This window comes from Streptomyces zaehneri (assembly GCF_032248645.1).
Lineage (GTDB): Bacteria > Actinomycetota > Actinomycetes > Streptomycetales > Streptomycetaceae > Streptomyces > Streptomyces coriariae.
In genome coordinates, this window is the sequence record NZ_JASTTJ010000028.1 from 39952 (window position 1) to 64925 (window position 24974).

Sequence of the window (24974 nt, forward strand, 5' to 3'; positions counted from 1 at the left end):
CAAGTGTCGACTCCGCCGCCCCACGGCCAGAACCCGTTCGCGCAGCAGGGCCAGCAGCCCTACGGCCAGCCGCAGGGCCAGCCCCAGGGCCAGGTGCCGTACCCGCCGCAGCCCGGCTACCCGCAGCCGGGCGCCGCTCCCTACGGTGCGGTCCCGCCGGAGCAGCCCCGCCGCAAGGTCAGCTTCAAGCTGATCAAGAACGTCGTCATCGTTCTCGCTGTCATCGGCGTGGGTATCGGCGCCTACATATCCAGCCGGGACGACGCCAACACCGCGGCGGTCGGCGACTGCATGCACCGAGGCAGCAGCAGCGACGACAACCCCGACCTCGAGGTCGTCAAGTGCGACTCCTCGAAGGCGCAGTACATCGTGCTGGCGAAGGTCGAGGGCACGTACACCGCGCTCACGGCCGACAGCAAGTGCGAGGAGAAGGCCAAGGACTTCCAGTACTCGTACACCGAGACCGGTGACGGCAGTAACTTCCTGCTCTGCCTGAAGGACTACTCGAAGTAAGGCAGTTGCTGAGAGGGGCGGTGTTTCACGTGAAACACCGCCCCTTCGCATGTGCGCCTGCCGCGCCAAGGTCATGTTTCACGTGAAACACGACCCCGTTTCACGGACTCAGCCCTGCTCGGCCCACCACTCCTTGAGTGCCGCCACCGCTGCGTCGTGCTCCATCGGCCCGTTCTCCAGGCGCAGTTCCAGCAGGTACTTGTACGCCTTGCCGATGGCAGGTCCGGGGCCTACGCCCAGGATCTCCATGATCTGGTTGCCGTCGAGGTCGGGGCGGATCGCGTCCAGCTCCTCCCGCTCCTTCAGCTGGGAGATGCGCTCCTCCAGCCCGTCGTACGCCCGCGAGAGCGCGGCCGCCCTGCGCTTGTTCCGCGTCGTGCAGTCCGATCGGGTCAGCTTGTGCAGGCGGTCGAGGAGCGGTCCCGCGTCCCGCACATAGCGACGCACCGCGGAGTCCGTCCACTCACCGGTGCCGTACCCGTGGAAACGCAGGTGGAGTTCGACCAGTCGGGAAACGTCCTTCACCAGCTCATTGGAGTACTTCAGAGCCGTCATGCGCTTCTTCGTCATCTTCATTCCGACCACCTCATGGTGGTGGAACGAGACGCGGCCGTCGTTCTCGAAGCGGCGGGTGCGCGGCTTGCCGATGTCATGCAGCAGCGCGGCCAGCCGCAGAGTCAGGTCGGGGCCGTTCTCCTCCAGGGCGATCGCCTGCTCGAGGACGATCAAGGTGTGTTCGTAGACGTCCTTGTGCCGGTGGTGTTCGTCGCTCTCCAGCCGCAGAGCGGGCAGCTCGGGCAGCACATGGTCGGCGATGCCGGTGTCGACGAGCAGCGACAGCCCCTTGCGCGGGTTCGCGGAAAGAACCAGCTTGTTCAGCTCATCCCGTACCCGCTCGGCGGAGACGATCTCGATGCGGCCGGCCATCCCCTTCATCGCCGAGACGACCTCGGCGTCGACCTCGAAGTCGAGCTGGGCGGCGAAGCGGGCGGCGCGCATCATGCGCAGCGGGTCGTCCGAGAAGGACTCCTCCGGCGTGCCCGGGGTGCGCAGCACACGCGCCGCGAGGTCCTCGAGGCCACCGTGCGGGTCGATGAACTCCTTCTCGGGAAGCGCCACGGCCATCGCGTTCACGGTGAAGTCACGCCGGACGAGGTCCTGCTCGATGGAGTCGCCGTACGAGACCTCGGGCTTGCGCGAGGTGCGGTCGTAGGCTTCCGAGCGGTAGGTGGTGACCTCGATCTGGAAGCATCGATCGACGTCTCCGACGCGGGCGTCCTTCTGGACCCCGACGGTGCCGAATGCGATCCCGACCTCCCACACGGCGTCCGCCCACGGCCGGACGATCTTCAGTACGTCCTCGGGTCGGGCGTCCGTCGTGAAGTCCAGGTCATTGCCGAGCCGGCCGAGCAGCGCGTCCCGGACCGAGCCGCCGACCAGGGCGAGAGAGAACCCGGCCTCCTGGAAGCGGCGGGCGAGGTCGTCGGCGACAGGGGCGACCCGCAGCAGTTCACTGACCGCGCGGTGCTGCACCTGGCTCAGGACGCTGAGATTGTCTTCGTTGGCGTTCGGCACAACAGAAGAGGGTACGTGGCCCGGCCCACCCGGGGCGCCCGGATTTGAGTGAGCGGACATCACTCGCGATAGACGGGCAAGGCGGCCTCTTGACGTCTACATGCCCACTCCATCTCATACCAATAGATAGCGGACGATCCGACCGACTTCCGCGATCTTGTGAAGCAGTCCGCGGCACTTCCCCTCAGCGCGCATCGTTACCATGCGTGGACGCACAATCCGACGACCACTGACGACGACGAGGGACGGGCGAACGCGTGGCCGAGGCGGCAGACTTTCCGGGGATGACTCCCTCACCTGCCCGCCGGTGGCTGCGGCGCACCGGCGCACTGCTCGCCGGGGCGCCTCTGCTGGCCGGTCTTCTCCAGCTGCCCGCCGCCCCCGCGCAGGCCGTCGGCCGGACCTCCGCCAAGGAGGCCTCCGACGCGGGCACGGTGGCTGTCGCCGTCGACTCGCTCAGCCCCGCCGCTCCCACCGACGGGGACACCCTGACGGTCTCCGGCACGGTCACCAACAACGGCAAGCAGGCGGTCACCGACGCTCACGTGGGTCTGCGACTGGGTTCCGCGCTCACCACCCGCTCGGCGATCGACAGTGCAGCCAAGCGCGCGGACGCCCTCTCAGGCAATGACGGCTCCGAGGTGGGCGGCAAGTACGTAGCCGAGTTCGCCAAGCTCACACCGGGCGTTTCCGAGCACTTCAGCATCTCCGTCCCGGTCGACAAGCTCGACCTGGACGACGACGGTGTCTACCCGCTCGGTGTCACCCTCGCGGGCGAGACGTCCGCGCAGCCGTGGGAACAGGTGCTGGGCGTCCAGCGGACCTTCCTGCCGTGGCAACCCGACGAGGCGGACACCCCGACCAGGACGACGGTGCTGTGGCCACTGGTCTCCACCGTCCACATGTCGGCGGAGACCGGTTCCAACGCGCAGCAGACGCCGGTCTTCCTCAACGACGACCTGGCCAAGGAGCTCTCGCCCGGCGGTCGCCTGGAGCAGCTGCTGAGCCTGGGCAAGGAGCTCGACGTCACCTGGGTGATCGACCCGGACCTGCTGGCGTCCGTCGACGCCATGACCGGCAACTACCGGGTCCGGGGCGACGGGGACACCACCACGGCCGGCACCCACCAGGCGGTCGCCAAGCAGTGGCTCGGCGATCTCCAGGAGGCGGTGCTCGGCAAGGAGGTCGTGGCGCTGCCCTTCGCCGATCCCGACCTGGCCTCGCTCGCCCACAACGGCACCGGCGTCGCAGGCTCCCTGAGCCAGCTCAAGGCGGCCACCGACGTCGCCGCCACCACCGTGGAGACCGTGCTCCATGTGACCCCGGACACCGACTTCGCCTGGCCCGTGGACGGCGCCGTCGACCCGTCGATCGTCAAGGTCGCCACCTCGGCGGGCGCCGACAAGGTCATCGCGCGCAGCGACAGCCTGACGGAGAACGGCGATCTCACCTACACCCCCTCCGCGGCCCGGCCCATCGGCGGCGGCACCACGGCGGTGGTCGCGGACGCGCGGCTGTCGACGGCGTTCAAGGGCGATCTGTCCAAGGCCTCCACCTCCACGCTCGCCGTGCAGGAGTTCCTCGCGCAGAGCCTGGCCCTGAACCTGCAGACGGGCAAGCAGCGCAGCGCCGTCGTCGCCCCGCAGCGCATGCCGACCACGAGCCAGGCCCGGTCGCTGGCGGAGGCCGTCAGCACCCTCCAGGGCGGTACCTGGTCGCAGTCCCAGCAGCTCGCGGCGGCCGCCAAGGCCAAGCCCGACCCGGGCGCCACCACGAAGGTTCAGCCGAGGTCGGCGTACCCCTCCTCGCTGCGCAAGCAGGAGCTGCCCCGGTCGGCTTTCGAGCAGATCGCGTACACGCAGGACAGACTCGACAACTTCAAGGTGATCCTCGCCAACGAGGCCCGGGTGGTGACCCCCTTCGGGCGGGCCATGAACCGCGAGATGTCCACGTCCTGGCGGGGCCGGAGCACCGCCGCGAGCTCGTTCCGTCAGGGCGTGCAGGCCTATCTCGACACCCTCACCGGCCAGGTCAAGCTGATCGACAAGTCCGAGACCAAGCTCTCCGGACGAAGCGCCACGATCCCGGTGACCGTGCAGAACAACCTGGTGCAAGGCGTCGACCACCTGGTCCTGCGGCTCACCTCCAAGAACCCGACCCGCCTCGAAATCTCCGACGAGGCGTACACCGAGCAGCGGGTGACGGTCTCCGGCGGGCATACCACGACGGTGAAGTTCACCACGTCCGCCAAGGTCAACGGCCAGACGACGGTGGTCGCCCAGCTGTACACCGAGGACGGCCAGAAGTACGGCGAAGAGGTCGCCTTCGACGTGCGGGTCACCGAGATCACGGCCACGGTGATGCTGGTCATCGGCGGCGGAGTCCTGCTGCTCGTGCTGGCCGGCTTCCGGATGTACACCCAGCGCAAGCGCGCCGCGGCCCGGGAAGCGGAAGAGACCGACGCGACCGAAGAGGACGGCGAGAACGGTGCCGGCGAGGCGGGCGAACCCGCCGACGGCCCGGAGAACGCCGGGGACCGTGAGAATCGTCCCGAGAACGAGAAGGAGTCCGGCGGCCGAGCAGGGGCAGCCGACCCGGAGCAGCCGAGTGACGAGACACCGGACACCGCAGTGGAAAGCGCCGACCCGTCCGGCACGGGTGAGAGAGTGGACCGTTGAGGAAGTCGTGGCCGGTGGGCCCGGGACGATGAGGTGGGGTAACCATGAACGCGCCGTACGACGGTGACCGCGGCCAGGCCGCGGGCGGCTCGGGCAACCCCGAGGGCCCGCCGCCCGAGCACGGCCAGGTGCCGCCGCAGCACCCGGCGGACATGTACCTCCAGGACGCCTACGACCAGGACCCCTACCGGGCCCAGGACCTCACCGCGCAGGACCCGGTCGCCGAGGCGCTCTACGACAGTGCCGCGCACCCCCCGCCGCCACCGGGCATGCAGCAGCCGCAGCAGCCGCTGTACGGGCGGCCCCCGCAGTCCCCGTACGCCCCCGATCCGCGGATGTGGGCCCAGACCCCGGCACCCGAGCCGGAGGGCCCCACCCAGTACCTGCCGTACGGCGACGACCCGCGGACGACGCAGTTCGTGGGCGTGGACGACCTGGTCACGCACTCCAGCGAGGAGCAGCACCAGCCCGACGCCTTCGCCCACCTCTTCCGGGACCAGCAGCAGGGCGGCGCCCGCTCCACGGAGTCCCCGTCGGTACCCGCCCCGGCGCACGCTCCGGGCGGCCAGGCAGCGGTACCGGCGTACCAGGCTCCGGTGACGGCGTCGTCCGCGGCGGACCAGACCATGAATCTCACCGCCACGCCGCCCGCGCCCCCCACCGCTCCCGCTCCCGCCGCCGCCAAGAAGGGCGGACGCGCCGGTGGCCTGCTGAAGTCCAGCGCCGTCATGGCGGCGGGCACGATGGTGTCCCGCCTCACCGGCTTCGTCCGCTCCGCGCTGATCGTCTCTGCACTGGGCGTCGGTCTGCTCGGTGACACCTTCCAGGTCGCCTACCAGCTGCCCACGATGATCTACATCCTGACCGTCGGCGGCGGCCTCAACTCGGTCTTCGTGCCGCAGCTCGTGCGGGCCATGAAGGAGGACGAGGACGGCGGCGAGGCGTACGCCAACCGCCTGCTCACGCTGGTCATGGTGGCGCTCGGCCTGCTCACGGTCGCCGCGATCGCCGCGGCGCCCGTCCTGATCCGGCTGCTGTCCGACTCGGTCGCCAGCAACCCGGCGGCCAACGAGGTCGGCGTCACGTTCGTCCGTTACTTCCTGCCCTCGATCTTCTTCATGGGCGTCCACGTGGTGATGGGACAGATCCTCAACGCACGCGGCAAGTTCGGCGCGATGATGTGGACGCCGGTCCTGAACAACATCGTCATCATCGTGACCCTGGGCATGTTCATCTGGGTCTACGGCACCTCCGCCGACTCCGGCATGAAGGTCACGACCATCCCGCCGGAGGGGGAGCGACTCCTCGGCATCGGGATCCTGCTCGGCCTCGTCGTACAGGCCCTCGCCATGATCCCGTACCTGCGCGAGACCGGTTTCCGCCTTCGGCTGCGCTTCGACTGGAAGGGCCACGGTCTCGGCAAGGCGGCGACCCTCGCCAAGTGGACCGTGCTGTTCGTCCTGGCCAACCAGGCCGGCGCGCTCGTCGTCACCCAGCTGTCCACGTCGGCGGGCAAGGGCTCACCGGTCGACGGCACCGGCTTTGCCGCCTACGCCAACGCCCAGCTGATCTGGGGACTGCCGCAGGCCATCATCACCGTCTCCCTGATGGCCGCCCTGCTGCCCCGGATCTCCCGCTCGGCGGCCGAGGGCGACGCCGGCGCGGTCCGCGACGACATCTCCCAGGGCCTGCGCACCACGGCCGTCGCGATCGTCCCGATCGCCTTCGGCTTCCTCGCACTCGGCATCCCGATGTGCACACTGATCTTCGGTTCCTCCGGCACCAGCGAGGCCACGAACATGGGCTTCATGCTGATGGCCTTCGGCCTCGGCCTGATCCCCTACTCCGTGCAGTACGTCGTCCTGCGCGCCTTCTACGCCTACGAGGACACCCGGACCCCCTTCTACAACACGGTCATCGTGGCCGCGGTCAACGCGAGCGCCTCGGCACTCTGTTACTTCGTCCTGCCCGCCCGCTGGGCCGTGGTCGGCATGGCGGCCTCGTACGGCCTGGCGTACGCGATCGGCGTCGGCGTCGCCTGGAACCGGCTGCGCAAGCGGCTCGGCGGCGACCTCGACGGCTCGCATGTCCTGCGGACCTACGCCCGGCTGTGCATCGCCTCCGTTCCGGCCGCCCTGATCAGCGGCGCGGCCTGCTACGGCATCGGCCACAGCCTGGGCCAGGGTGTCCTGGGTTCCTTCGCCGCGCTGCTGGCCGGCGGGGTCCTGTTGCTCGGCATCTTCTTCGTCGCCGCCCGCCGCATGCGCATCGAGGAGCTCAATTCGCTCGTCGGCATGGTTCGCGGACGCCTGGGCCGCTGAGTCAGGGGGTAGGCGCACAACCATCGTCCGCCGCCGCGTGTCGTGCATAGCGGCGGACTGTGGGCACAATTGGGTTCGGCGTCGCACGGCGCGCACGAGGCCGGACGGCGCGCACTGAATGGGGAGGCAGGAACGACGGTGGCGGAACGGAGCACAGCTGCCGTCGACGTGGCAGACAACAGCGGTGACAAGCCGCTGACCGCACAAGCGGACCAGGCCACGGCCGACGGGGTGGTCAAGAACCGGGAGCAGGACACGGACAGCGACGAGGCACAGGGGAGCGGCGGGGCGGAGCGTCCCGGGAAGGCCTCACCGCCGGAACTGCACAGTGGTCACAAGCTCGCCAGGCGCTATCGCCTCGAAGAGTGCGTCACCCGTCTGGACGGTTTCAGCAGTTGGCGTGCGGTCGACGAGAAACTCCGTCGTGCCGTGGGCGTCCACATCCTGCCCGCGGAGCACACCCGGGCCCGTTCGGTGCTGGCAGCGGCCCGCTCATCCGCCCTGCTCGGAGATCCCCGGTTCGTCCAAGTACTGGACGCCGTCGAGGAGAACGACCTCGTCTACGTGGTCCATGAGTGGCTGCCCGACGCCACCGAGCTGACCGCGTTGCTCGCGGCCGGCCCCCTGGAACCGCACGACGCCTACCAGATGGTGAGTCAGATCGCCTCGGCCATGGCCGCCGCCCACCGCGAAGGCCTGGCGCATCTGCGTCTGAACCCCAACGCCGTACTGCGCACCTCCTCGGGCCAGTGGCGCATCCGCGGCCTCGCGGTGAACGCCGCCCTGCGCGGCGTCACCACCGACACCCCTCAGCGCACCGACACCGAGGCGATCGGCGCCCTGCTGTACGCGGCGCTGACCCAGCGCTGGCCCTACGAGAACGACGCCTACGGGCTCTCGGGGCTGCCCAAGGACATCGGCCTGATCGCCCCCGACCAGGTGCGCGCCGGCGTCCACCGGGGCCTGTCGGAGCTGTCGATGCGCGCCCTCGTCAACGACGGCGCGACCGCCTCCCGGCACGAGGCCGCCTGCACGACGCCGGAGGAGCTGGTGAAGGCGATCGGTGAGATGCCCCGCATCCGCCCGCCGGAGCCCGCCTTCACCGCCCCGCCCGAGTACCAGCGCACGACGTACCAGCAGGGCACCTACGGCCGCCCCTCGCCGCATCCAGGCGTCACCCAGCAGGTGGCGACCCCGCCACCCCCGCTCCAGAGCCGCACCGGCAAGGCACTGAAGTGGGCGGTCTCCGCCCTCCTCATCGCCGCCCTCGGCCTGGGCAGCTGGCAGCTGGCGGACGCCCTGATGGACCAGGGGCAGTCCGAGGACCCCAACCAGACGCAGACGACGAACGACGGCGACAAGGCACCGACGAAGCCCGCCAGCCTTCCGATCACCATCACCGGCGGCCGGGACTTCGACCCCGACGGAGACGGGTCCGAGAAGCCCGCCGACATAGGCAAGGCATACGACAACAGCGCCTCGACGTACTGGCAGACGGACTTCTACAAGGGTGCCGACTTCGGAAACCTGAAGCCAGGCCTCGGCATCATCCTTGATCTCGGCAAAGTGCAGCAGGTCGGGAAGGCGACCGTTACCTTCGTGGGTAATACCTCCGTCGAACTCCGCGCCGCCTCCAGCGAGGCGGGCTCCGAACCCACGTCCCTGGACGCCTACACCAAGGTTGCCGAGGACTCCGGTACGAGCGTGACGCTCCAGCCGACCAAGTCCGTCAAGACCCGCTACCTCCTGGTCTGGCTGACCAAGCTGCCGCTGACCGACGACGGCACCTATCGTGGCCGCGTGACGGACATCAAAGTGACCAGCTGAAACGAGGGGAGGGGGTCCGATGGCGGAAGGCGCCGGATATGACGGAGCGAGCGACCAGGACCTCCTCACCCGCCACGTAGAGGGCGACCCCGACGCCTTCGGTGAGCTCGTACGGCGTCACCGCGACCGGCTCTGGGCGGTGGCCCTGCGGACGCTGGGAGACCGCGAGGAGGCCGCTGACGCCGTCCAGGACGCCCTCGTGTCCGCCTACCGGGCCGCCCACACCTTCCGCGGCCAGTCCGCCGTCACGACCTGGCTGCACCGCATCACGGTGAACGCCTGTCTGGACCGCGCCCGCAAGGCAGCCTCCCGCAAGACCTCACCGGTCGACGACACCGAGCGACTGGAGCAGCTGCTCGAACCGCACGAGTCGGCGTCCGCGCCCGCCGAGCGCAACGACCTGCACCGCCAGCTCCTCGAAGCGCTCGGCACCCTCCCTCCCGACCAGCGAGCCGCCCTCGTCCTCGTGGACATGCAGGGCTACCCGGTCGCCGAGGCCGCCCGCGTGCTCGACGTCCCGACCGGGACGGTGAAAAGCCGCTGCGCCCGGGGCAGAGCCAGACTCCTGCCGCTCCTCACTCATCTGCGGCCGGCCGGCACCGGAGGCGAGAGAGAAAACGGCACAGGACGGAACCGGGCGCAGGGGACATCCGTCCCACCGGCAGCGGAACCTCGGGACGAGGGGCCGGGCAACGCCGGGACAGGCGATTCAGCTGCTGTGAAGGGCGGAGGTGGGCGAGCGTGACCTCGACGAAGGACACGACCGGGCACCCGGACGTCGCGGAGATCTCCGACCTCACCGAGGGCCTGCTCGCTCCCTCCCGGAGCGCCGACGTGCGGCGGCATCTGGACACCTGCGAGCTCTGCGCGGACGTCCACGCGTCCCTCGAGGAGATCCGTGGCCTACTGGGCACCCTCCCCGGCCCACCGCGCATGCCGGACGATGTCGCCCACCGCATCGATGCCGCACTCGCCGCCGAGGCGCTGCTGAACTCCACGGCGCCGGAGAACGCGGACACCTCGCCGTCGGCCGATGCGGTCACGACCGACACCGACGCGCTCCATGTTTCACGTGAAACAGCAACGGCAGCGGACCGACCTGCCGGGCGCGCGCACGCCGCCACCGGCCCGGGCCGCAAGGACCGCAAGCGGGGCGGCCGCCGCAGGATCGCTGTCCTCGGGACGGTCCTCACCGTCGCGGCGCTGGGACTCGGTTCCGTCCTGGTGTCGTCACTCACGGACGGCGGAGGGGCCGGCACTTCGACTCATCAGTCGAGCGGACCGGACACCTTCTCCGCGAGCGGGCTGGAGGGCCAGGTCACCGATCTCCTCGCCGAGGCCGCGGACTCCCGTGGCGCGCACAGCCTGGGCATCGCAGGAGAATCCGACGCCGCATCACCCGGTGACCAGTCGACCAAGATCCTCCGGCAGCCCGTGGTGCCTGCCTGCGTTCAACAGGGCATCGGCCGCAGCGACACGGCACTCGCCGTCGAGGAAGGCACGTACCAGGGGAAGGACGCCCTCCTCGTCGTGCTGCCGGACACCTCCGACAGCACGCGGATCGACGCCTACATCATGGACAAGACCTGTGTGGAGCATCCGGCGTCGAGTCCGGCGAAGGTTCTGCTGACGAACTCCTACACGCGTCGCTGACGACCGACGCCCCGTCTCTCCGCTGCGCCGTGTCCCCCCGTCATCCCCCGTGGTGCGGTCCCTCCGTGTGCCCGGACACACCGGGAATGCACGCCCCTTAGGATCCGTTGGGTGGGGTGAGAGTCCAAGTAACTCCCACCGCTCAACCGATGCAGTCCAGAGACGAGGAAACAAGCCGTGAGCGACGTCCGTAACGTGATCATCATCGGCTCCGGGCCCGCCGGCTACACCGCGGCGCTGTACACCGCGCGCGCGTCGCTGAAGCCGCTCGTGTTCGAAGGCGCCGTCACCGCGGGCGGCGCTCTGATGAACACCACCGAGGTGGAGAACTTCCCCGGCTTCCAGGACGGCATCATGGGCCCTGAGCTCATGGACAACATGCGCGCCCAGGCCGAGCGCTTCGGTGCCGAGCTGATCCCCGACGACATCGTCTCCGTCGACCTCACGGGTGAGATCAAGACCGTCACGGACACCGCGGGCACGATCCACCGGGCCAAGGCCGTCATCGTGACCACCGGCTCCCAGCACCGCAAGCTCGGCCTGCCGAACGAGGACGCCCTCTCCGGCCGCGGCGTCTCCTGGTGTGCCACCTGTGACGGCTTCTTCTTCAAGGACCAGGACATCGCCGTGATCGGCGGCGGCGACACCGCGATGGAGGAGGCCACCTTCCTCTCCCGCTTCGCCAGGTCCGTGACGATCGTCCATCGCCGGGAGACCCTGCGCGCCTCCAAGGCGATGCAGGAACGCGCCTTCGCCGACCCGAAGATCAAGTTCGTCTGGGACAGCGAAGTCGCCGAGATCCAGGGCGACCCGAAGCTGGCCGGGCTGAAGCTGCGCAACCTCAAGACGGGTGAGCTCTCGGACCTCCCGGTGACCGGCCTCTTCATCGCGATCGGCCACGACCCGCGCACCGAGCTCTTCAAGGGTCAGCTCGACCTGGACGACGAGGGCTACCTGAAGGTCGCCGCGCCCTTCACCCGGACGAACCTGACTGGTGTCTTCGCCGCCGGCGACGTGGTCGACCACACCTACCGCCAGGCGATCACCGCGGCCGGCACCGGCTGCTCCTCCGCTCTCGACGCCGAGCGCTACCTCGCCGCCCTCGCGGACGAGGAGCAGGCCGAGCCCGAGAAGACCGCAGTCTGACCCTCTCCCCCCTGCACAGAGAATTAAGGAGCCCCCTGTGGCCGGCACCCTGAAGAATGTGACCGACGCCGACTTCGACGAGGTCGTCCTCAAGAGCGACAAGCCCGTCCTGGTGGACTTCTGGGCCGCGTGGTGCGGCCCGTGCCGCCAGATCGCCCCCTCGCTCGAGGCCATCGCCGCCGAGCACGGCGACAAGATCGAGATCGTCAAGCTCAACATCGACGAGAACCCGGGTACCGCCGCCAAGTACGGCGTCATGTCGATCCCGACGCTGAACGTGTACCAGGACGGCGAGGTCGCCAAGACCATCGTCGGTGCCAAGCCGAAGGCCGCGCTCGTCCGCGACCTGGAGAGCTTCATCTCCGAGTGACACGCTGAGCCGTCCCGCAGACGGCTGATGTTTCACGTGAAACACGAATGGGCCAGCCTTGAGGGGCTGGCCCATTGCGTTACCGAACTCCTTAGAGCGGGCGCAACGCCGGCTCCTTCTGGACCGCGCCCAGCAACCGGTCGAGCGCCATCTCCACGTCTTCCTTCCAGGAGAGCGTGGTCCGCAGCTCCAGCCTCATCCGAGGATGAGCCGGATGAGAACGCACCGTCTTGAAGCCCACCGCCAGCAGATGGTCGGCCGGGAGGACACAGGCCGGCTCCTTCCAGCGTGCGTCGCCGAACGCCTCGATCGCTTTGAAGCCACGTCGCAGCAGATCCTTGGCGACCGTCTGGACCATCACACGGCCAAGCCCCTGCCCCTGGTACCCCGGCATGATGAACGCGGTCATCAGCTGCACGGCGTCCGGCGACACAGGGCTCGTGGGGAACGCCGTCGAGCGGGGAACATAGGCGGGCGGCGCGTAGAGCACAAACCCCACGGGGACGTCGTCCACATAGACGACCCGGCCGCACGACCCCCAGTCCAGCAAGACAGCGGAGATCCAGGACTCCTTCTCCAGAGCGGGCGTGCCCGCTCTTACCGCGGCCGCACTCGTGACGGGGTCCAGCTCCCAGAAGACACACGCCCGGCAGCGCTTGGGTAGGTCTTGAAGGTTGTCCAGCGTGAGCGGTACGAGCCGACGCCCCATGAAGGCTGTTCCTCGCTTCCTTCGCTCGCAGCGTCGCGAGCGGCTGTCAGAGCGCTCCGTTCCCTGAGCAGGCTGCCGACGAAGCCGCCGACCGCGCCCAGGCCCAGCCCGGCGCTCACCAGTCCGGTCCGGCTCATCGTTCGCATGGCCCCCGCCTCCCGCTCCGAGGTACTGCCAGGTGGATGCGCCACAACCCCATCGCATCGTATCCACGATGCGATTCCATCGATACCGCCTGAAAGCAAAGAGCGAGCCGTGTTCCGGTACACACCGGACACGGCCCGCTCACAGGTCCCACGGCCGACACGCGCGCGGACGAGCCGCGGCTCAGTCTTCCGACTCCTCGGCGTCGCCGTCCACGAGGCCCTTCTGCAGGACCGGACCTTCGCCGGGCGCGAGCGAGTCGAGGATGCGCTCCAGGTCCTCCATGGAGGCGAACTCGACGGTGATCTTGCCCTTCTTCTGCCCCAGGTCGACCTTCACCCGGGTTTCGAAGCGGTCCGATAGCCGGGTCGCGAGGTCGGTCAGTGCCGGAGAGACCCGGCCGCCGGCCCTCGGCCCCTTGGCACGCTGGGCCGTCTGCGGACGCGAACCCATGAGGGTCACGATCTCCTCGACGGCCCGAACCGAAAGACCCTCGGCCACGATGCGGTGGGCCAGCCGGTCCTGCTCCTCCGAGTCATCGACCGAGAGAAGGGCCCGGGCGTGACCGGCAGAGAGCACTCCGGCCGCGACCCGACGCTGAACCGCCGGCGAGAGCTTCAGCAGACGCAGCGTGTTGGAGACCTGCGGGCGGGATCGACCGATGCGGTCCGCCAGCTGGTCGTGCGTGCAGTTGAAGTCCTTCAGCAACTGGTCGTAGGCGGCTGCCTCTTCCAGCGGGTTCAGCTGGGCCCGGTGAAGGTTCTCCAGAAGTGCGTCCAGGAGGAGCTTCTCGTCATCCGTGGCCCGCACGATCGCCGGGATCGCCTCCAGGCCGGCCTCACGGCAGGCCCGGAAACGCCGCTCACCCATGATCAGCTCATAGCGCGCGGGGCCCAGCTGGCGAACGACGACGGGCTGGAGCAGACCGACCTCCTTGATGGAGGTGATGAGCTCGTGCAGCGCGTCCTCGTCGAAGACCTCACGGGGCTGACGCGGGTTCGGCGCAATGTGGTCGAGCGGAATCTCGGCGAAGTGCGCGCCGACGGGCGGCGCGGGCATCTCCACGGAGCCGTTCGCCGACAGCTCCTGTGTTTCACGTGAAACAGGCAGCAGCGCGGCCACCTTCGCCGCTGCCACCCCGCGGTCGTTCGTCAGAACCGGCAGGGCTGCGGGAGCCATTGATCCTCCGCCTCCCACCGCGGCCTGCGCCGGTGTCTTCTCCGTCGGGGCAGCAGGGATCAGTGCACCAAGACCGCGGCCCAGCCCCCTCCGTCGCTCACTCACTGAATGCCCTCCACCATGTTCGCGTTGTCCTGGGCGCCGATATGGGCGTGTGTCGCGTCGTAGCTGACCCCGACACCCCTCAGCGCCAACTCTCGTGCTGCCTCGAGGTAGGAGAGAGCACCGCTCGATCCCGGATCGTAGGTCAGCACCGTCTGTCCATAGCTCGGCGCCTCGGAGATGCGGACCGAGCGGGGAATGCTCGTACGCAGCACCTCCTCCACGAAGTGGGTGCGCACCTCCTCCGCAACCTGCGACGCGAGGCGCGTCCGGCCGTCGTACATGGTGAGCAGAATGGTCGACACATGCAGGGTGGGATTGAGATGTCCCCGCACCAGGTCGACGTTGCGCAGCAACTGCCCCAGACCTTCCAACGCGTAGTACTCGCACTGGATCGGGATGAGGACCTCGGCGCCTGCCACCATCGCGTTGACCGTCAGCAGGCCGAGCGACGGCGGGCAGTCGATGAGAATGTAGTCCAGCGGCTGCTCGTAAGCCTGGATCGCTCGCTGGAGGCGGCTCTCGCGTGCCACCAGGGACACCAACTCGATCTCCGCGCCGGCGAGATCGATCGTGGCGGGAGCACAGAAGAGGCCTTCTACATCAGGAACGGGCTGGACGACTTCCGCGAGCGGGCGACTGTCGACCAGCACGTCATAGATGGACGGAACCTCGGCGTGGTGGTCGATTCCCAGGGCGGTGGACGCATTGCCCTGGGGGTCGAGGTCGACCACCAGGACCCGGCCACCGTGCAGGGCCAGGGAGGCGGCAAGGTTGACGGTCGTCGTCGTCTTACCCACCCCGCCCTTCTGGTTGGCGACGACAATCACACGGGTCTGCTCAGGACGTGGCAGGCCCTCGCCGGCGCGGCCCAGAGCCTCCACCGCGAGTTGGGCAGCACGACCGATCGGGGTGTCGTCCATCGGGGGCGGTGTTTCACGTGAAACATCCTCCCCAAAAGACTCGGTACGGGGACCGGGGACCGGATCGGTCATCGGTCCCGCGATGTTGGCGTCGGACCGCAAGGATTCACTCTCCTCGACTTCTGGCTCGCAATGAACAGAGCCTCCCATGGCTTCGGGGTCGTGAACCAGTGAGGCCTGGTGTTCTGTGGAGAAATCCACCTCTGTGGACAACCTCCGTCCCTCATCGAGTGAACCGAGAGGCTTATTACGGTCGCGGGGTTCGGCTGCGGCGCGGCCGCGGCTGATGATGCCGTGGAGCAGAGAGCGACGTTTCACGTGAAACACGATGCACAGCCTCGGCAGCCCGGTCCCTCGCGACACTCCGTGATGCGTAGGTTTGGCGGCTTTACGTGGGTTACGTCTCAGCGGCGTCGGCGCGTGCGACTGGTACGGGCCGCCTTGGCCCGCTTGGCGGCGAACCTCACACCACCCGGACTCTCCCCGACCTCGACCCGCACCACCGTGGACAGCGGATCCACCACGCCCTCACCGACATGCAGGATCGAGGTGCCCACGGCTCCGAGCTTGCTCAGCGCGGTGGACGCGCTCTTCAGCTCCTCCTCGGCGGTGTCGCCCTTGAGGGCGAGCATCTCGCCGTAGGGGCGCAGCAGCGGGATGCCCCAGGTGGCCAGGCGGTCCAGCGGCGCCACCGCACGGGCGGTCACCACATGCACCGGCGGCATCGTGCCCATGACCTCCTCGGCACGACCTCGCGCGACCGTCACATGATCGAGGCCGAGAAGCTCGACGACTTCGGTGAGGAAGTTGGTCCGTCGCAGAAGCGGCTCGAGCAGGGTGATCTTCAGATCCTCCCGCACCAGCGCCAGGGGAATGCCGGGCAGTCCGGCACCCGAACCGACGTCGCAGACGGTCACGCCCTCGGGCACGACCTCGGACAGCACCGCGCAGTTCAAGATATGCCTCTCCCAGAGGCGGGGTACCTCTCGTGGGCCGATGAGCCCACGCTGCACGCCTGCCTCGGCCAGCAGCTCGGCGTATCGGACCGCATCACCGAAGCGATCGCCGAACACCTCTCGTGCCACCTCAGGCGCAGGGGGAAGCTCCGCTGCCTCCGTCACGGGGACCGTCCTTCCGTACCGCATCAGCGCTGCGAGCGCCGACCACCAGAACTACCGGGCTGACAAAGTTCGGCCCCGTCTGCGCAACAGACGGGGCCGGAGACACGTACGTACCGAATCAGTTGGGCAGGACGACGACGAAGCGCTGCGGCTCCTCGCCCTCGGACTCGCTGCGCAGGCCGGCGACCTTGACCGCGTCGTGGACGACCTTGCGCTCGAAGGGCGTCATCGGCTTCAGCTTGACCGGCTCACCGCTGTTCTTCGCGTCGGCCGCGGCCTTGGCACCCAGCTCGGAGAGCTCGGCACGCTTCTGGGCGCGGTAGCCCGCGATGTCCAGCATCAGCCGGCTGCGGTCGCCGGTCTCCCGGTGGACGGCCAGGCGCGTGAGTTCCTGGAGCGCCTCCAGCACCTCGCCGTCCCGGCCGACCAGCTTGAGCAGGTCACGGGGGCCCGCGTCGCTGATGATCGACACGGAGGCGCGGTCGGCTTCGACGTCCATGTCGATGTCGCCGTCGAGATCGGCGATGTCCAGCAGACCCTCGAGGTAGTCCGCCGCGATCTCGCCCTCTTGCTCCAGGCGGGTCAGGGTGTCTGCACCCTCGGCGGCGGCGGAGGTGGTGCCTTCCGTCACGGGATGGGCTCCTTCTTACTTCTTGGACGGGGACTTGGGGCGCTGCGGGCCGCCCTTGCGCTGCCCGGACTGGGCCTTGCTTCGGCCTCCGCTGCCGGCGGGCTTGGGAGCGGCCTGCTTGGCCGTACCGGCGGCTCCGGAGGGCTTGGCGTCCTCCGGCTCGTCGGACTTGGTCAAGGAGATGGTCTCGTCGGCACCCTTCGCCGCGGCCGTGGACTGGCGCTGCGACTTGGACTGCCGCTTGGGCTGCTGTCGCTTGGCGGCGGCCGCGCTCGTCGGTGTGCCGTCCTCGGCCTGGGCCGCGGCCTGGGACTCGCTCTTGATCACGGTGCCGTCGGCCTGGGCGGCGAAGCCCACCTTGGTCAGACCGTTGATGAACTTGCGCTCGGCGTCGTTGCGCTCGCGGCCCTTGGCCACGATGGCCTTGACGATGGCCCGCTCGCCGCGGCTGCGGGTCTTGCCGTGGTGCGTGACGTGCTTGTACAGGCGCTCCAGGTACGCGGCCTGAGCCTTGGAACCCGGGGTCGGGTTGTTGCGGATCACGTACATCTGCTGGCCCATGGTCCACACGTTGGTGGTCAGCCAGTAGACGAGCACACCGACGGGGAAGTTGATGCCGAAGACGGCGAACATGACGGGGAAGACGTACATGAGCATCTTCTGCTGCTGCATGAACGGGGTCTTCACCGAGGTGTCGACGTTCTTCGTCATCAGCTGGCGCTGCGTGAAGAACTGCGACGCCGACATCATGATGATCATGATCGCGGTCACGATGCGGACGTTGGTCAGCGAGGCGTCGAACGACACCAGGTCCGACGCGCTGTCCGTGAACTTCGCGGCCAACGGGGCGCCGAAGATGTGCGCCTTCTGCGCGCTCTCCAGAAGGCTGTCGTTGATCACGCCAATGGTGTCACCGTTGGCGATGCCGTTGAGCACGTGGTACAGGGCGAAGAAGAACGGGGACTGCGCCAGGATGGGAAGGCACGAGGAGAGCGGGTTGGTGCCCGTCTCCTTGTACAGCTTCATCATCTCTTCGGACTGACGCTGTTTGTCGTTCTTGTAGCGCTCCTGGATCTTCTTCATCTCGGGCTGCAGCGTCTGCATCGCCCGCGTCGCCTTGATCTGCTTCACGAAGAGCGGGATCAGGCAGATACGGATCAGAATCACCAGGGACACGATCGACAGGCCCCAGGCCCACCCGGTGTCAGGGCCGAAGATGGCCCCGTACACCTTGTGGAACTGGACGATGACCCAGGAGACAGGTGTCGTGATGAAGCTGAAGAGGCTGGCAATCGTGTCCACTAATCATGCTCCTTGGGCATGGGACGGTGTCTCTGCGGCCGGGCTCGAAGGAGAAGGAAGTCCCTCTTCGGTGGCCGTTTCGGCGGCGGAGGTCCCGCCCCTGCGTGCACGCCAGGCGTCACGCAACATTTCGTGCCACCGCGGGCGCTTGCGCGGCGGAACATGGTCCACGCCACCGAGCGACCACGGATTGCACCGCAGGATCCGCCAGGCGGTAAGTGCCGTTCCCTTGATCGCGCCGTGCCGGTCGATGGCCGTGAAGCCGTAGTGGGAGCACGACGGGTAGTACTTGCACACCGGCCCGAGCAGCGGACTGATCGTCCACTGGTAGAGCTTGATCAGAGCCAGCAGCGGGTACTTCATCGCGCGCCCCCTCCCAGTAGCCGTTGAAGGGCGGCATCCAGGTCTTGGGCCAGCTGTGCGTGGTCGGCGTCGCCCGCCCCGGGCAACGCCCGTACGACTACCAGGCTACCGGGGGGGAACAGGGTGACTCGGTCGCGCATCAGATGACGCAGTCTGCGCTTCACCTTGTTGCGCACGACCGCGCCGCCCACGGCCTTGCTCACGACGAAACCCGCACGCGTCGGGGGAGCGCTCTCCCCAGGCGCGTGCGGGTCCGTGGCACCGCTTCGAAGATGGACCACGAGGGTCGGGCGGCCTGCCCGACGACCTCGTCGTACAGCGGTCGCGAAGTCCTCGCGCCGCCTCAGCCGATGCTCGGTAGGCAGCACGACGTCATGACCTGATCAGGCTCAGGCGGACAGGTTGGTGCGACCCTTGCTGCGGCGGTTCGCGAGAATCGCGCGACCGGCACGGGTGCGCATCCGCAGGCGGAAGCCGTGGGTCTTGGCGCGACGACGGTTGTTCGGCTGGAAGGTGCGCTTGCTCACTCGGGGGCTCCAGAAATCAATCGGTGGTGGCGGGGTGCCGTCCTGGCTGTCACCGTGCGCCCACGAGGTAGCTCGCGGTTAAACGCCCGAGTGCACCGCTTCCCGATCACCTGACGTGATCTGTGCCCATCGGAGGCAGGCGGCAGCAGCCATCGACAACTCGACCTGGTTACGGTACGCGCGGCTGCGCCATTCGGTCAAACCGGCGGTCACGGGAGACACTGTCCACAGGCTGGGGACAACAACTTGAACCGTAGCCGTCGCCCTGACTACCGTGGCTGAACTCCGATTCGTTCCTTTGTCCCTGCCCCCACCCGATATGAATCCCGACCGTCCCACAACCACACGTTCGTGGGACCCACGAGAGAGCGTGCCCTGTGGCTGACGTGCCTGCCGATCTTGCCGCAGTGTGGCCACGAGTACTGGAGCAGCTCCTCGGGGAGGGCCGCGGCCAGGGCGTCGAGGTGAAGGACGAACACTGGATCCGGCGCTGCCAGCCACTGGCCCTGGTCGCCGACACCGCCCTGCTCGCCGTCCCGAACGAGTTCGCGAAGGGCGTCCTCGAAGGCCGCCTCGCCCCGATCGTCAGCGAGACGCTCAGCCGCGAGTGCGGGCGGCCGATCCGTATCGCGATCACCGTCGACGACTCCGTCGGCGAACCCCCGGCCCCGCCGGCACCTCCCGCGCAGCAGCAGTCGCGCTACGAGGAGACCGAGCTCCCCGCCGGCCCCTACGACGGTCAGGACGGCCGCTACGAAGGTCAGGGGGACGGCCGGTACGACACTGGCTACGACAAGTCGCACGAGAGCCAGTACGAGGGCTACGGCCGGCACCGCGCCGAGCAGCTGCCCCCGACGCCCGGCGACCAGTTGCCGGGCTCGCGCCCGGACCAGATGCCGACCGCGCGGCCCGCGTACCCGTCGGAGTACCAGCGCCCGGAGCCCGGCGGCTGGCCGCGGCCCCAGCAGGACGAGCACAGCTGGCAGCAGCAGCGGCTCGGCTTCCCGGAGCGCGACCCCTACGCGTCGCCCTCGTCGCAGGACACGTACGGCGGGCCCGCGTCCCAGGCCCCGTACGGCGCCCCGCCTCAGCAGGACTCCTACGGCCCGCCGTCGCAGGACTACCGTCCCCAGTCGATGGAGCGGCCGCCGTACGACCCCTCGCCGTACCGGCAGAAGCGCTCGGAGTACGAGCAGTCGCGCTCCGACTACGACCAGCGCGACACCGGCCGGCGTGAGCTGTCCGACCCGTCGGCCGGTCCCGGTCATCCGCACCGCGGCGGCCCGGCCGGTCCCGGCCAGCCCGGCGCCGGCGGGCCCGGCCAGTCGGCCAAACAGTCCTCGCCGACGCCCGGCCCCGGTGAGCCGACCGCGCGCCTGAACCCGAAGTACCTCTTCGACACCTTCGTCATCGGCGCCTCCAACCGGTTCGCGCACGCGGCCGCCGTCGCCGTCGCCGAGGCGCCCGCGAAGGCCTACAACCCCCTGTTCATCTACGGGGAATCGGGCCTCGGCAAGACGCACCTGCTGCATGCCATCGGGCACTACGCGCGGAGCCTCTACCCGGGCACGCGCGTGCGCTACGTGAGCTCCGAGGAGTTCACCAACGAGTTCATCAACTCCATCCGCGACGGGAAGGGCGACAGCTTCCGCAAGCGGTACCGCGAGATGGACATCCTGCTCGTCGACGACATCCAGTTCCTCGCGGACAAGGAGTCGACGCAGGAGGAGTTCTTCCACACCTTCAACACGCTCCACAACGCCAACAAGCAGATCGTGCTGTCCAGCGACCGGCCGCCGAAGCAGTTGGTGACCCTGGAGGACCGGCTGCGGAACCGTTTCGAGTGGGGCCTGATCACCGATGTGCAGCCGCCCGAGCTGGAGACGCGGATCGCGATCCTGCGCAAGAAGGCGGTCCAGGAGCAGCTGAACGCGCCACCGGAGGTGCTCGAGTTCATCGCGTCCCGGATCTCGCGCAACATCCGCGAGCTGGAGGGCGCGCTGATCCGGGTGACGGCGTTCGCGTCGCTCAACCGGCAGCCGGTGGACCTGGGCCTGACGGAGATCGTCCTGAAGGACCTGATCCCCGGTGGCGAGGACTCCGCCCCCGAGATCACCTCGACGGCCATCATGGGCGCCACCGCCGACTACTTCGGGCTGACGGTCGAGGACCTGTGCGGCACCTCACGCGGGCGCGCGCTGGTGACGGCCCGGCAGATCGCCATGTACCTGTGCCGCGAGCTGACGGACCTTTCGCTGCCGAAGATCGGCGCGCTGTTCGGCGGTCGTGACCACACGACGGTCATGCACGCGGACCGCAAGATCCGCAATCTGATGGCCGAGCGGCGCTCCATCTACAACCAGGTGACCGAGCTGACCAACCGCATCAAGAACGGCTGACGGCACCGCACAACGCCTCACAGACGTCGCTGAGGGCGCCCCCGGAGGGAGATCCGGAGGCGCCCTCCGTCGTGTTCCGCGGCCCCGTCCGGCGCGAGGCGGACGCGGGGCGCGAGGCACACGCCGGGCGGACGCGAGGCGACAGCGGCCGAACCCGGGCTTGACCCGGAGCCCGCTGTCAGGTTTGACCCGGCGCCCGCTCCCGGGCTTGCCGCGGGGCCCGGCGCGGGGCGGTCCCGGGGTCGATCCGAAGCTGATCCCGGAACTGATCCGAAGCTGATCCCGGAACTGATCCGAAGCTGATCCCGGAACTGATCCGAGGCCGATCCCGAGCCGATCCCGAGGCCGATCCCGAGCCGATCCCGAGGCCGATCCCGAGGCCGCTCCCAGGCCGAACCGAGGCCGCTCCCGGGCCGAACCGGCACCGAAGCCGGGCCGGACCTCGCCCGCCAACGGTCGTCCACCGCTCACCCGTTGTTCGATTAACGGCCGGGTTACGGCCACTCTCCACAGATTCGGTGACTTTTTCCCGTCCACACCCTGGGGACTGGGAAGTTGTCCAGACTGTGTCCACAGGCGTAGCCGGTGCGGGATCATCGGACCAGGTCACCTGGCTGTGGATTCGTGGACGAAGGATCTCCACAGGCTGTGGACAAAAAAATGATCCACAGGCTGTGCACGGAGTTGTCCACCGACAACCCACAGGCTGCGGCCCGTTGTCCCCAGCCATCTAGGGCTTCTCCACATGTCTGTCCACTGTTCGGCAACACGACGCGCCTCCTCACCGGGTCGAGTGAAAGGCGTCACACGAAGGTGCCGGGTTGCCCTGTGGGAAAGGTGGGTAAACCTGGGGACGCCGCTGGGGAGAACTCGCCTCTGCCTGTGCACGGCGTGTGCAGAACTTTCTGTTCTCCACAGAAGGCCCCGGTTGTCCACCGCCTCCGCCCACAGGCCCGGTGGATAAAATTTGGCCTCTGAGCTGCGAAAACACGGTTATCCACCGTATCCACAGCCCCTACTACTACTCCCGACTAGAGAGAGCGAGAAATCCGTTTAGAAGGGGGTCCTGTGCACAACTCGCTCCTCGGTCCCCGGCTGCCCCTCGTCACGACTTGACCCCGAGAGGCACCGACTGTCAGTGCGGTGCGTCAGACTGGTCCCCGTTGGTCCTGCCCCTCACCGGGGCCGACCACACCGAGACAGACGACGAAGGCCAGGCAGGGCGAGAAGCGCCGGCAACAGCAGGAGGCGGCAAGAGTGAAGATCCGGGTGGAACGCGACGTACTCGCGGAGGCCGTGGCCTGGGCGGCACGCAGCCTCCCGGCCCGTCCGCCGGCGCCTGTCCTCGCCGGCCTGCTGCTGAAGGCGGAGGACGGCCAGCTGAGCCTGTCCAGCTTCGACTACGAGGTCTCGGCGCGGGTCTCCGTGGACACCGAGGTCGAGGAGGAGGGCACGGTCCTCGTCTCCGGCCGTCTGCTCGCGGACATCTGCCGTGCCCTGCCCAACCGCCCGGTGGAGATCTCCACAGACGGTGTACGGGCGACGGTGGTCTGCGGTTCCTCCCGCTTCACCCTCCACACACTGCCTGTGGAGGAGTACCCGTCCCTGCCGCAGATGCCGAACGCGACGGGCACGGTCCCCGGCGAGGTCTTCGCCTCCGCGGCCGCCCAGGTCGCCATCGCCGCAGGCCGTGACGACACGCTGCCGGTCCTCACCGGTGTGCGCATCGAGATCGAGGGCGACACGGTCACCCTGGCCTCCACCGACCGCTACCGCTTCGCGGTCCGCGAGTTCCTGTGGAAGCCGGAGAACCCCGAGGCCTCCGCGGTCGCCCTGGTGCCCGCCAAGACGCTCCTGGACACCGCCAAGGCGCTCACGAGCGGCGACAGCGTCATCCTGGCGCTCTCCGGGTCCGGCGCGGGCGAGGGCCTGATCGGTTTCGAGGGCGCGGGACGACGTACGACGACCCGCCTCCTGGAGGGCGACCTCCCGAAGTACCGCACGCTGTTCCCGACCGAGTTCAACTCCGTCGCCGTGATCGAGACCGCCCCCTTCGTGGAGGCCGTCAAGCGTGTGGCCCTGGTCGCCGAGCGCAACACCCCGGTGCGGCTCAGCTTCGAGCAGGGCGTGCTCATCCTGGAGGCCGGCTCCAGTGACGACGCACAGGCTGTGGAGCGGGTCGACGCCCAGCTCGAGGGCGACGACATCTCGATCGCCTTCAACCCGACCTTCCTGCTGGACGGCCTGAGCGCCATCGACTCACCCGTCGCCCAGCTGTCCTTCACGACGTCCACGAAGCCCGCGCTGCTCAGCGGCAAGCCGGCGCTGGACGCGGAGGCGGACGACGCCTACAAGTACCTGATCATGCCGGTGCGTCTCAGCGGCTGACGTCGCTGCCGTGATCCGACCGGTCGTCCACAGGCGGTGGACGACCGGGGCGGTCCCTGGGGAGAAGTCACCGGTGAACCCCCAGGTGGGGTCGTACGTCTGAGCGCGTATGCCCACAGGTGTGCGTGACCGTCCGGGTTTAGGCTCGGACATGGGTACGAATGTGCCCCCACGCCACACAGCGACCTAAGGAACAACTGATGGAGCTCGGTCTCGTCGGCCTCGGCAAGATGGGCGGCAACATGCGCGAGCGGATCCGCCGCGCCGGCCACACCGTCGTCGGATACGACCGCAACCCGGACCTCGCCGATGTCCACAGCCTCGAAGAGCTTGTGGGCAAGCTCGAGGGCCCGCGCGTGGTCTGGGTGATGGTTCCGGCAGGCGCCGCCACCCAGTCGACCGTCGACGAGCTCGCCGAGCTGCTGGAGCCGGGCGACGTCGTCGTGGACGGCGGCAACTCCCGCTGGACGGACGACGAGAAGCACGCCGGGGAACTGGCCGCCAAGGGCATCGGCTTCGTGGACTGCGGCGTCTCCGGCGGCGTCTGGGGCCTGGAGAACGGCTACGCGCTGATGTACGGCGGCGACGCGGAGCACGTGGCCAAGGTGCAGCCCGTCTTCGACGCGCTCAAGCCGGAGGGCGACTTCGGCGCGGTGCACGCCGGCAAGGTCGGCGCCGGCCACTTCGCGAAGATGGTCCACAACGGCATCGAGTACGCCATGATGCAGGCCTACGCCGAGGGCTGGGAGCTGCTGGAGAAGGTCGACTCCGTCACGGACGTGCGCGAGGTCTTCCGCTCCTGGCAGGAGGGCACGGTCATCCGGTCCTGGCTGCTGGACCTGGCCGTCAACGCCCTCGACGAGGACGAGCACCTCGACAGGCTGCGCGGCTTCGCGCAGGACTCCGGCGAGGGCCGCTGGACGGTGGAAGCCGCGATCGACAACGCCGTGCCGCTGCCCGCCATCACGGCGTCGCTGTTCGCGCGGTTCGCCTCCCGTCAGGAGGACTCGCCGCAGATGAAGATGATCGCGGCGCTGCGCAACCAGTTCGGCGGCCACGCGGTCGAGAAGAAGTAGTCCACAGGGTCGCCCCGCGATCCACAA

21 protein-coding genes are annotated in these 24974 nt (G+C 68.8%); 11 read left to right on the forward strand and 10 right to left on the reverse strand.

Annotated elements, in window-relative coordinates; genetic code table 11:
- Positions 1–3: 3 nt before the first annotated feature.
- Positions 4–513, forward strand: coding sequence for an LppU/SCO3897 family protein (locus QQM72_RS34705; RefSeq protein WP_314224777.1), 510 nt, complete (start codon positions 4–6; stop codon positions 511–513).
- A 108-nt stretch (positions 514–621) separates the two neighbouring features.
- On the opposite strand, the gene QQM72_RS34710 is transcribed toward QQM72_RS34705, so the two are convergent.
- Positions 622–2088, reverse strand: coding sequence for a CCA tRNA nucleotidyltransferase (locus tag QQM72_RS34710; RefSeq protein ID WP_314224778.1), 1467 nt, complete (start codon positions 2086–2088; stop codon positions 622–624).
- A gap of 257 nt (positions 2089–2345) precedes the next feature.
- On the opposite strand from QQM72_RS34710, the gene QQM72_RS34715 reads away from it, so the two are divergent.
- From QQM72_RS34715 to trxA, 7 genes are all read left to right on the forward strand, one after another.
- Positions 2346–4766 carry a DUF6049 family protein gene (locus QQM72_RS34715; RefSeq protein ID WP_314224779.1) on the forward strand — a complete coding sequence of 807 codons (2421 nt, stop codon included), beginning with the start codon at positions 2346–2348 and terminating at the stop codon, positions 4764–4766.
- Positions 4767–4810: 44 nt separating this feature from the next.
- Positions 4811–7087, forward strand: a complete 2277-nt coding sequence (murJ, locus tag QQM72_RS34720) for a murein biosynthesis integral membrane protein MurJ (RefSeq protein ID WP_314224780.1) — start codon at positions 4811–4813, stop codon at positions 7085–7087.
- A 138-nt stretch (positions 7088–7225) separates the two neighbouring features.
- Entirely contained in the window at positions 7226–8914 is a 1689-nt protein-coding gene (locus tag QQM72_RS34725; RefSeq protein ID WP_314224781.1) for a protein kinase family protein, read from the forward strand.
- 19 nt (positions 8915–8933) lie between these two features.
- The gene (sigM, locus tag QQM72_RS34730) at positions 8934–9659 is read left to right on the forward strand and encodes an RNA polymerase sigma factor SigM (protein WP_314224782.1); all 726 of its coding nucleotides are present in this window, start codon (positions 8934–8936) and stop codon (positions 9657–9659) included.
- Complete coding sequence (locus tag QQM72_RS34735) at positions 9656–10567, forward strand: anti-sigma factor family protein (RefSeq protein ID WP_314224783.1); 912 nt, start codon at positions 9656–9658, stop codon at positions 10565–10567. Before sigM ends, QQM72_RS34735 begins: the two co-directional genes overlap by 4 nt.
- Positions 10568–10744: 177 nt before the next feature.
- Entirely contained in the window at positions 10745–11713 is a 969-nt protein-coding gene (trxB, locus tag QQM72_RS34740; protein ID WP_314224784.1) for a thioredoxin-disulfide reductase, read from the forward strand.
- A gap of 37 nt (positions 11714–11750) precedes the next feature.
- Positions 11751–12083 carry a thioredoxin gene (trxA, locus tag QQM72_RS34745; RefSeq protein WP_020130654.1) on the forward strand — a complete coding sequence of 111 codons (333 nt, stop codon included), beginning with the start codon at positions 11751–11753 and terminating at the stop codon, positions 12081–12083.
- A 91-nt stretch (positions 12084–12174) separates the two neighbouring features.
- Here trxA and QQM72_RS34750 read toward each other — a convergent pair whose 3' ends face one another.
- From QQM72_RS34750 to rpmH, 9 genes are all read right to left on the reverse strand, one after another.
- A complete protein-coding gene (locus QQM72_RS34750) occupies positions 12175–12792 on the reverse strand; it encodes a GNAT family N-acetyltransferase (protein WP_314224785.1) in 618 nt (205 codons plus the stop codon).
- 327 nt (positions 12793–13119) lie between these two features.
- Positions 13120–14220, reverse strand: coding sequence for a ParB/RepB/Spo0J family partition protein (locus QQM72_RS34755; protein WP_314224786.1), 1101 nt, complete (start codon positions 14218–14220; stop codon positions 13120–13122).
- Positions 14217–15290 (reverse strand): AAA family ATPase, encoded by a 1074-nt coding sequence (locus tag QQM72_RS34760; RefSeq protein ID WP_314224823.1) that lies wholly within the window; start codon positions 15288–15290, stop codon positions 14217–14219. The genes QQM72_RS34755 and QQM72_RS34760 overlap by 4 nt, the downstream gene beginning before the upstream one ends.
- Before the next feature lie 254 nt (positions 15291–15544).
- The gene (gene rsmG, locus QQM72_RS34765) at positions 15545–16261 is read right to left on the reverse strand and encodes a 16S rRNA (guanine(527)-N(7))-methyltransferase RsmG (RefSeq protein WP_314224787.1); all 717 of its coding nucleotides are present in this window, start codon (positions 16259–16261) and stop codon (positions 15545–15547) included.
- A 118-nt stretch (positions 16262–16379) separates the two neighbouring features.
- The gene (locus QQM72_RS34770; RefSeq protein WP_314224788.1) at positions 16380–16892 is read right to left on the reverse strand and encodes a Jag family protein; all 513 of its coding nucleotides are present in this window, start codon (positions 16890–16892) and stop codon (positions 16380–16382) included.
- A 15-nt stretch (positions 16893–16907) separates the two neighbouring features.
- The gene (yidC, locus tag QQM72_RS34775; RefSeq protein WP_314224789.1) at positions 16908–18194 is read right to left on the reverse strand and encodes a membrane protein insertase YidC; all 1287 of its coding nucleotides are present in this window, start codon (positions 18192–18194) and stop codon (positions 16908–16910) included.
- A 3-nt stretch (positions 18195–18197) separates the two neighbouring features.
- Positions 18198–18557 (reverse strand): membrane protein insertion efficiency factor YidD, encoded by a 360-nt coding sequence (gene yidD / locus QQM72_RS34780; RefSeq protein ID WP_078615782.1) that lies wholly within the window; start codon positions 18555–18557, stop codon positions 18198–18200.
- Complete coding sequence (gene rnpA / locus QQM72_RS34785) at positions 18554–18925, reverse strand: ribonuclease P protein component (RefSeq protein ID WP_078615780.1); 372 nt, start codon at positions 18923–18925, stop codon at positions 18554–18556. Before rnpA ends, yidD begins: the two co-directional genes overlap by 4 nt.
- Before the next feature lie 21 nt (positions 18926–18946).
- Positions 18947–19084, reverse strand: coding sequence for a 50S ribosomal protein L34 (rpmH, locus tag QQM72_RS34790; protein WP_020130646.1), 138 nt, complete (start codon positions 19082–19084; stop codon positions 18947–18949).
- Positions 19085–19461: 377 nt separating this feature from the next.
- Here rpmH and dnaA point away from each other — a divergent pair, with 377 nt between their 5' ends.
- The 3 genes from dnaA (at position 19462) to gnd (ending at position 24947) form a co-directional block, all read left to right on the forward strand.
- Complete coding sequence (gene dnaA / locus QQM72_RS34795; RefSeq protein WP_314224790.1) at positions 19462–21483, forward strand: chromosomal replication initiator protein DnaA; 2022 nt, start codon at positions 19462–19464, stop codon at positions 21481–21483.
- Between the two features lie 1257 nt (positions 21484–22740).
- Positions 22741–23871: a DNA polymerase III subunit beta gene (gene dnaN / locus QQM72_RS34800; RefSeq protein WP_314224791.1), complete on the forward strand. Its 1131-nt coding sequence runs from the start codon at positions 22741–22743 to the stop codon at positions 23869–23871.
- Positions 23872–24071: 200 nt separating this feature from the next.
- A complete protein-coding gene (gene gnd, locus QQM72_RS34805) occupies positions 24072–24947 on the forward strand; it encodes a phosphogluconate dehydrogenase (NAD(+)-dependent, decarboxylating) (RefSeq protein WP_054242112.1) in 876 nt (291 codons plus the stop codon).
- Positions 24948–24974 lie beyond the last annotated feature (27 nt).

Excerpts from the sequence above, each read along its gene's own strand:
- sigM (WP_314224782.1), top strand. The coding sequence starts at position 8,934 with ATGGCGGAAGGCGCCGGATATGACGGAGCGAGCGACCAGGACCTCCTC.
- QQM72_RS34750 (WP_314224785.1), bottom strand. The coding sequence starts at position 12,792 with ATGGGGCGTCGGCTCGTACCGCTCACGCTGGACAACCTTCAAGACCTA.
- QQM72_RS34760 (WP_314224823.1), bottom strand. The coding sequence starts at position 15,290 with ATGGGAGGCTCTGTTCATTGCGAGCCAGAAGTCGAGGAGAGTGAATCC.
- gnd (WP_054242112.1), top strand. The coding sequence starts at position 24,072 with ATGGAGCTCGGTCTCGTCGGCCTCGGCAAGATGGGCGGCAACATGCGC.
- yidD (WP_078615782.1), bottom strand. The coding sequence starts at position 18,557 with ATGAAGTACCCGCTGCTGGCTCTGATCAAGCTCTACCAGTGGACGATC.
- murJ (WP_314224780.1), top strand. The coding sequence starts at position 4,811 with ATGAACGCGCCGTACGACGGTGACCGCGGCCAGGCCGCGGGCGGCTCG.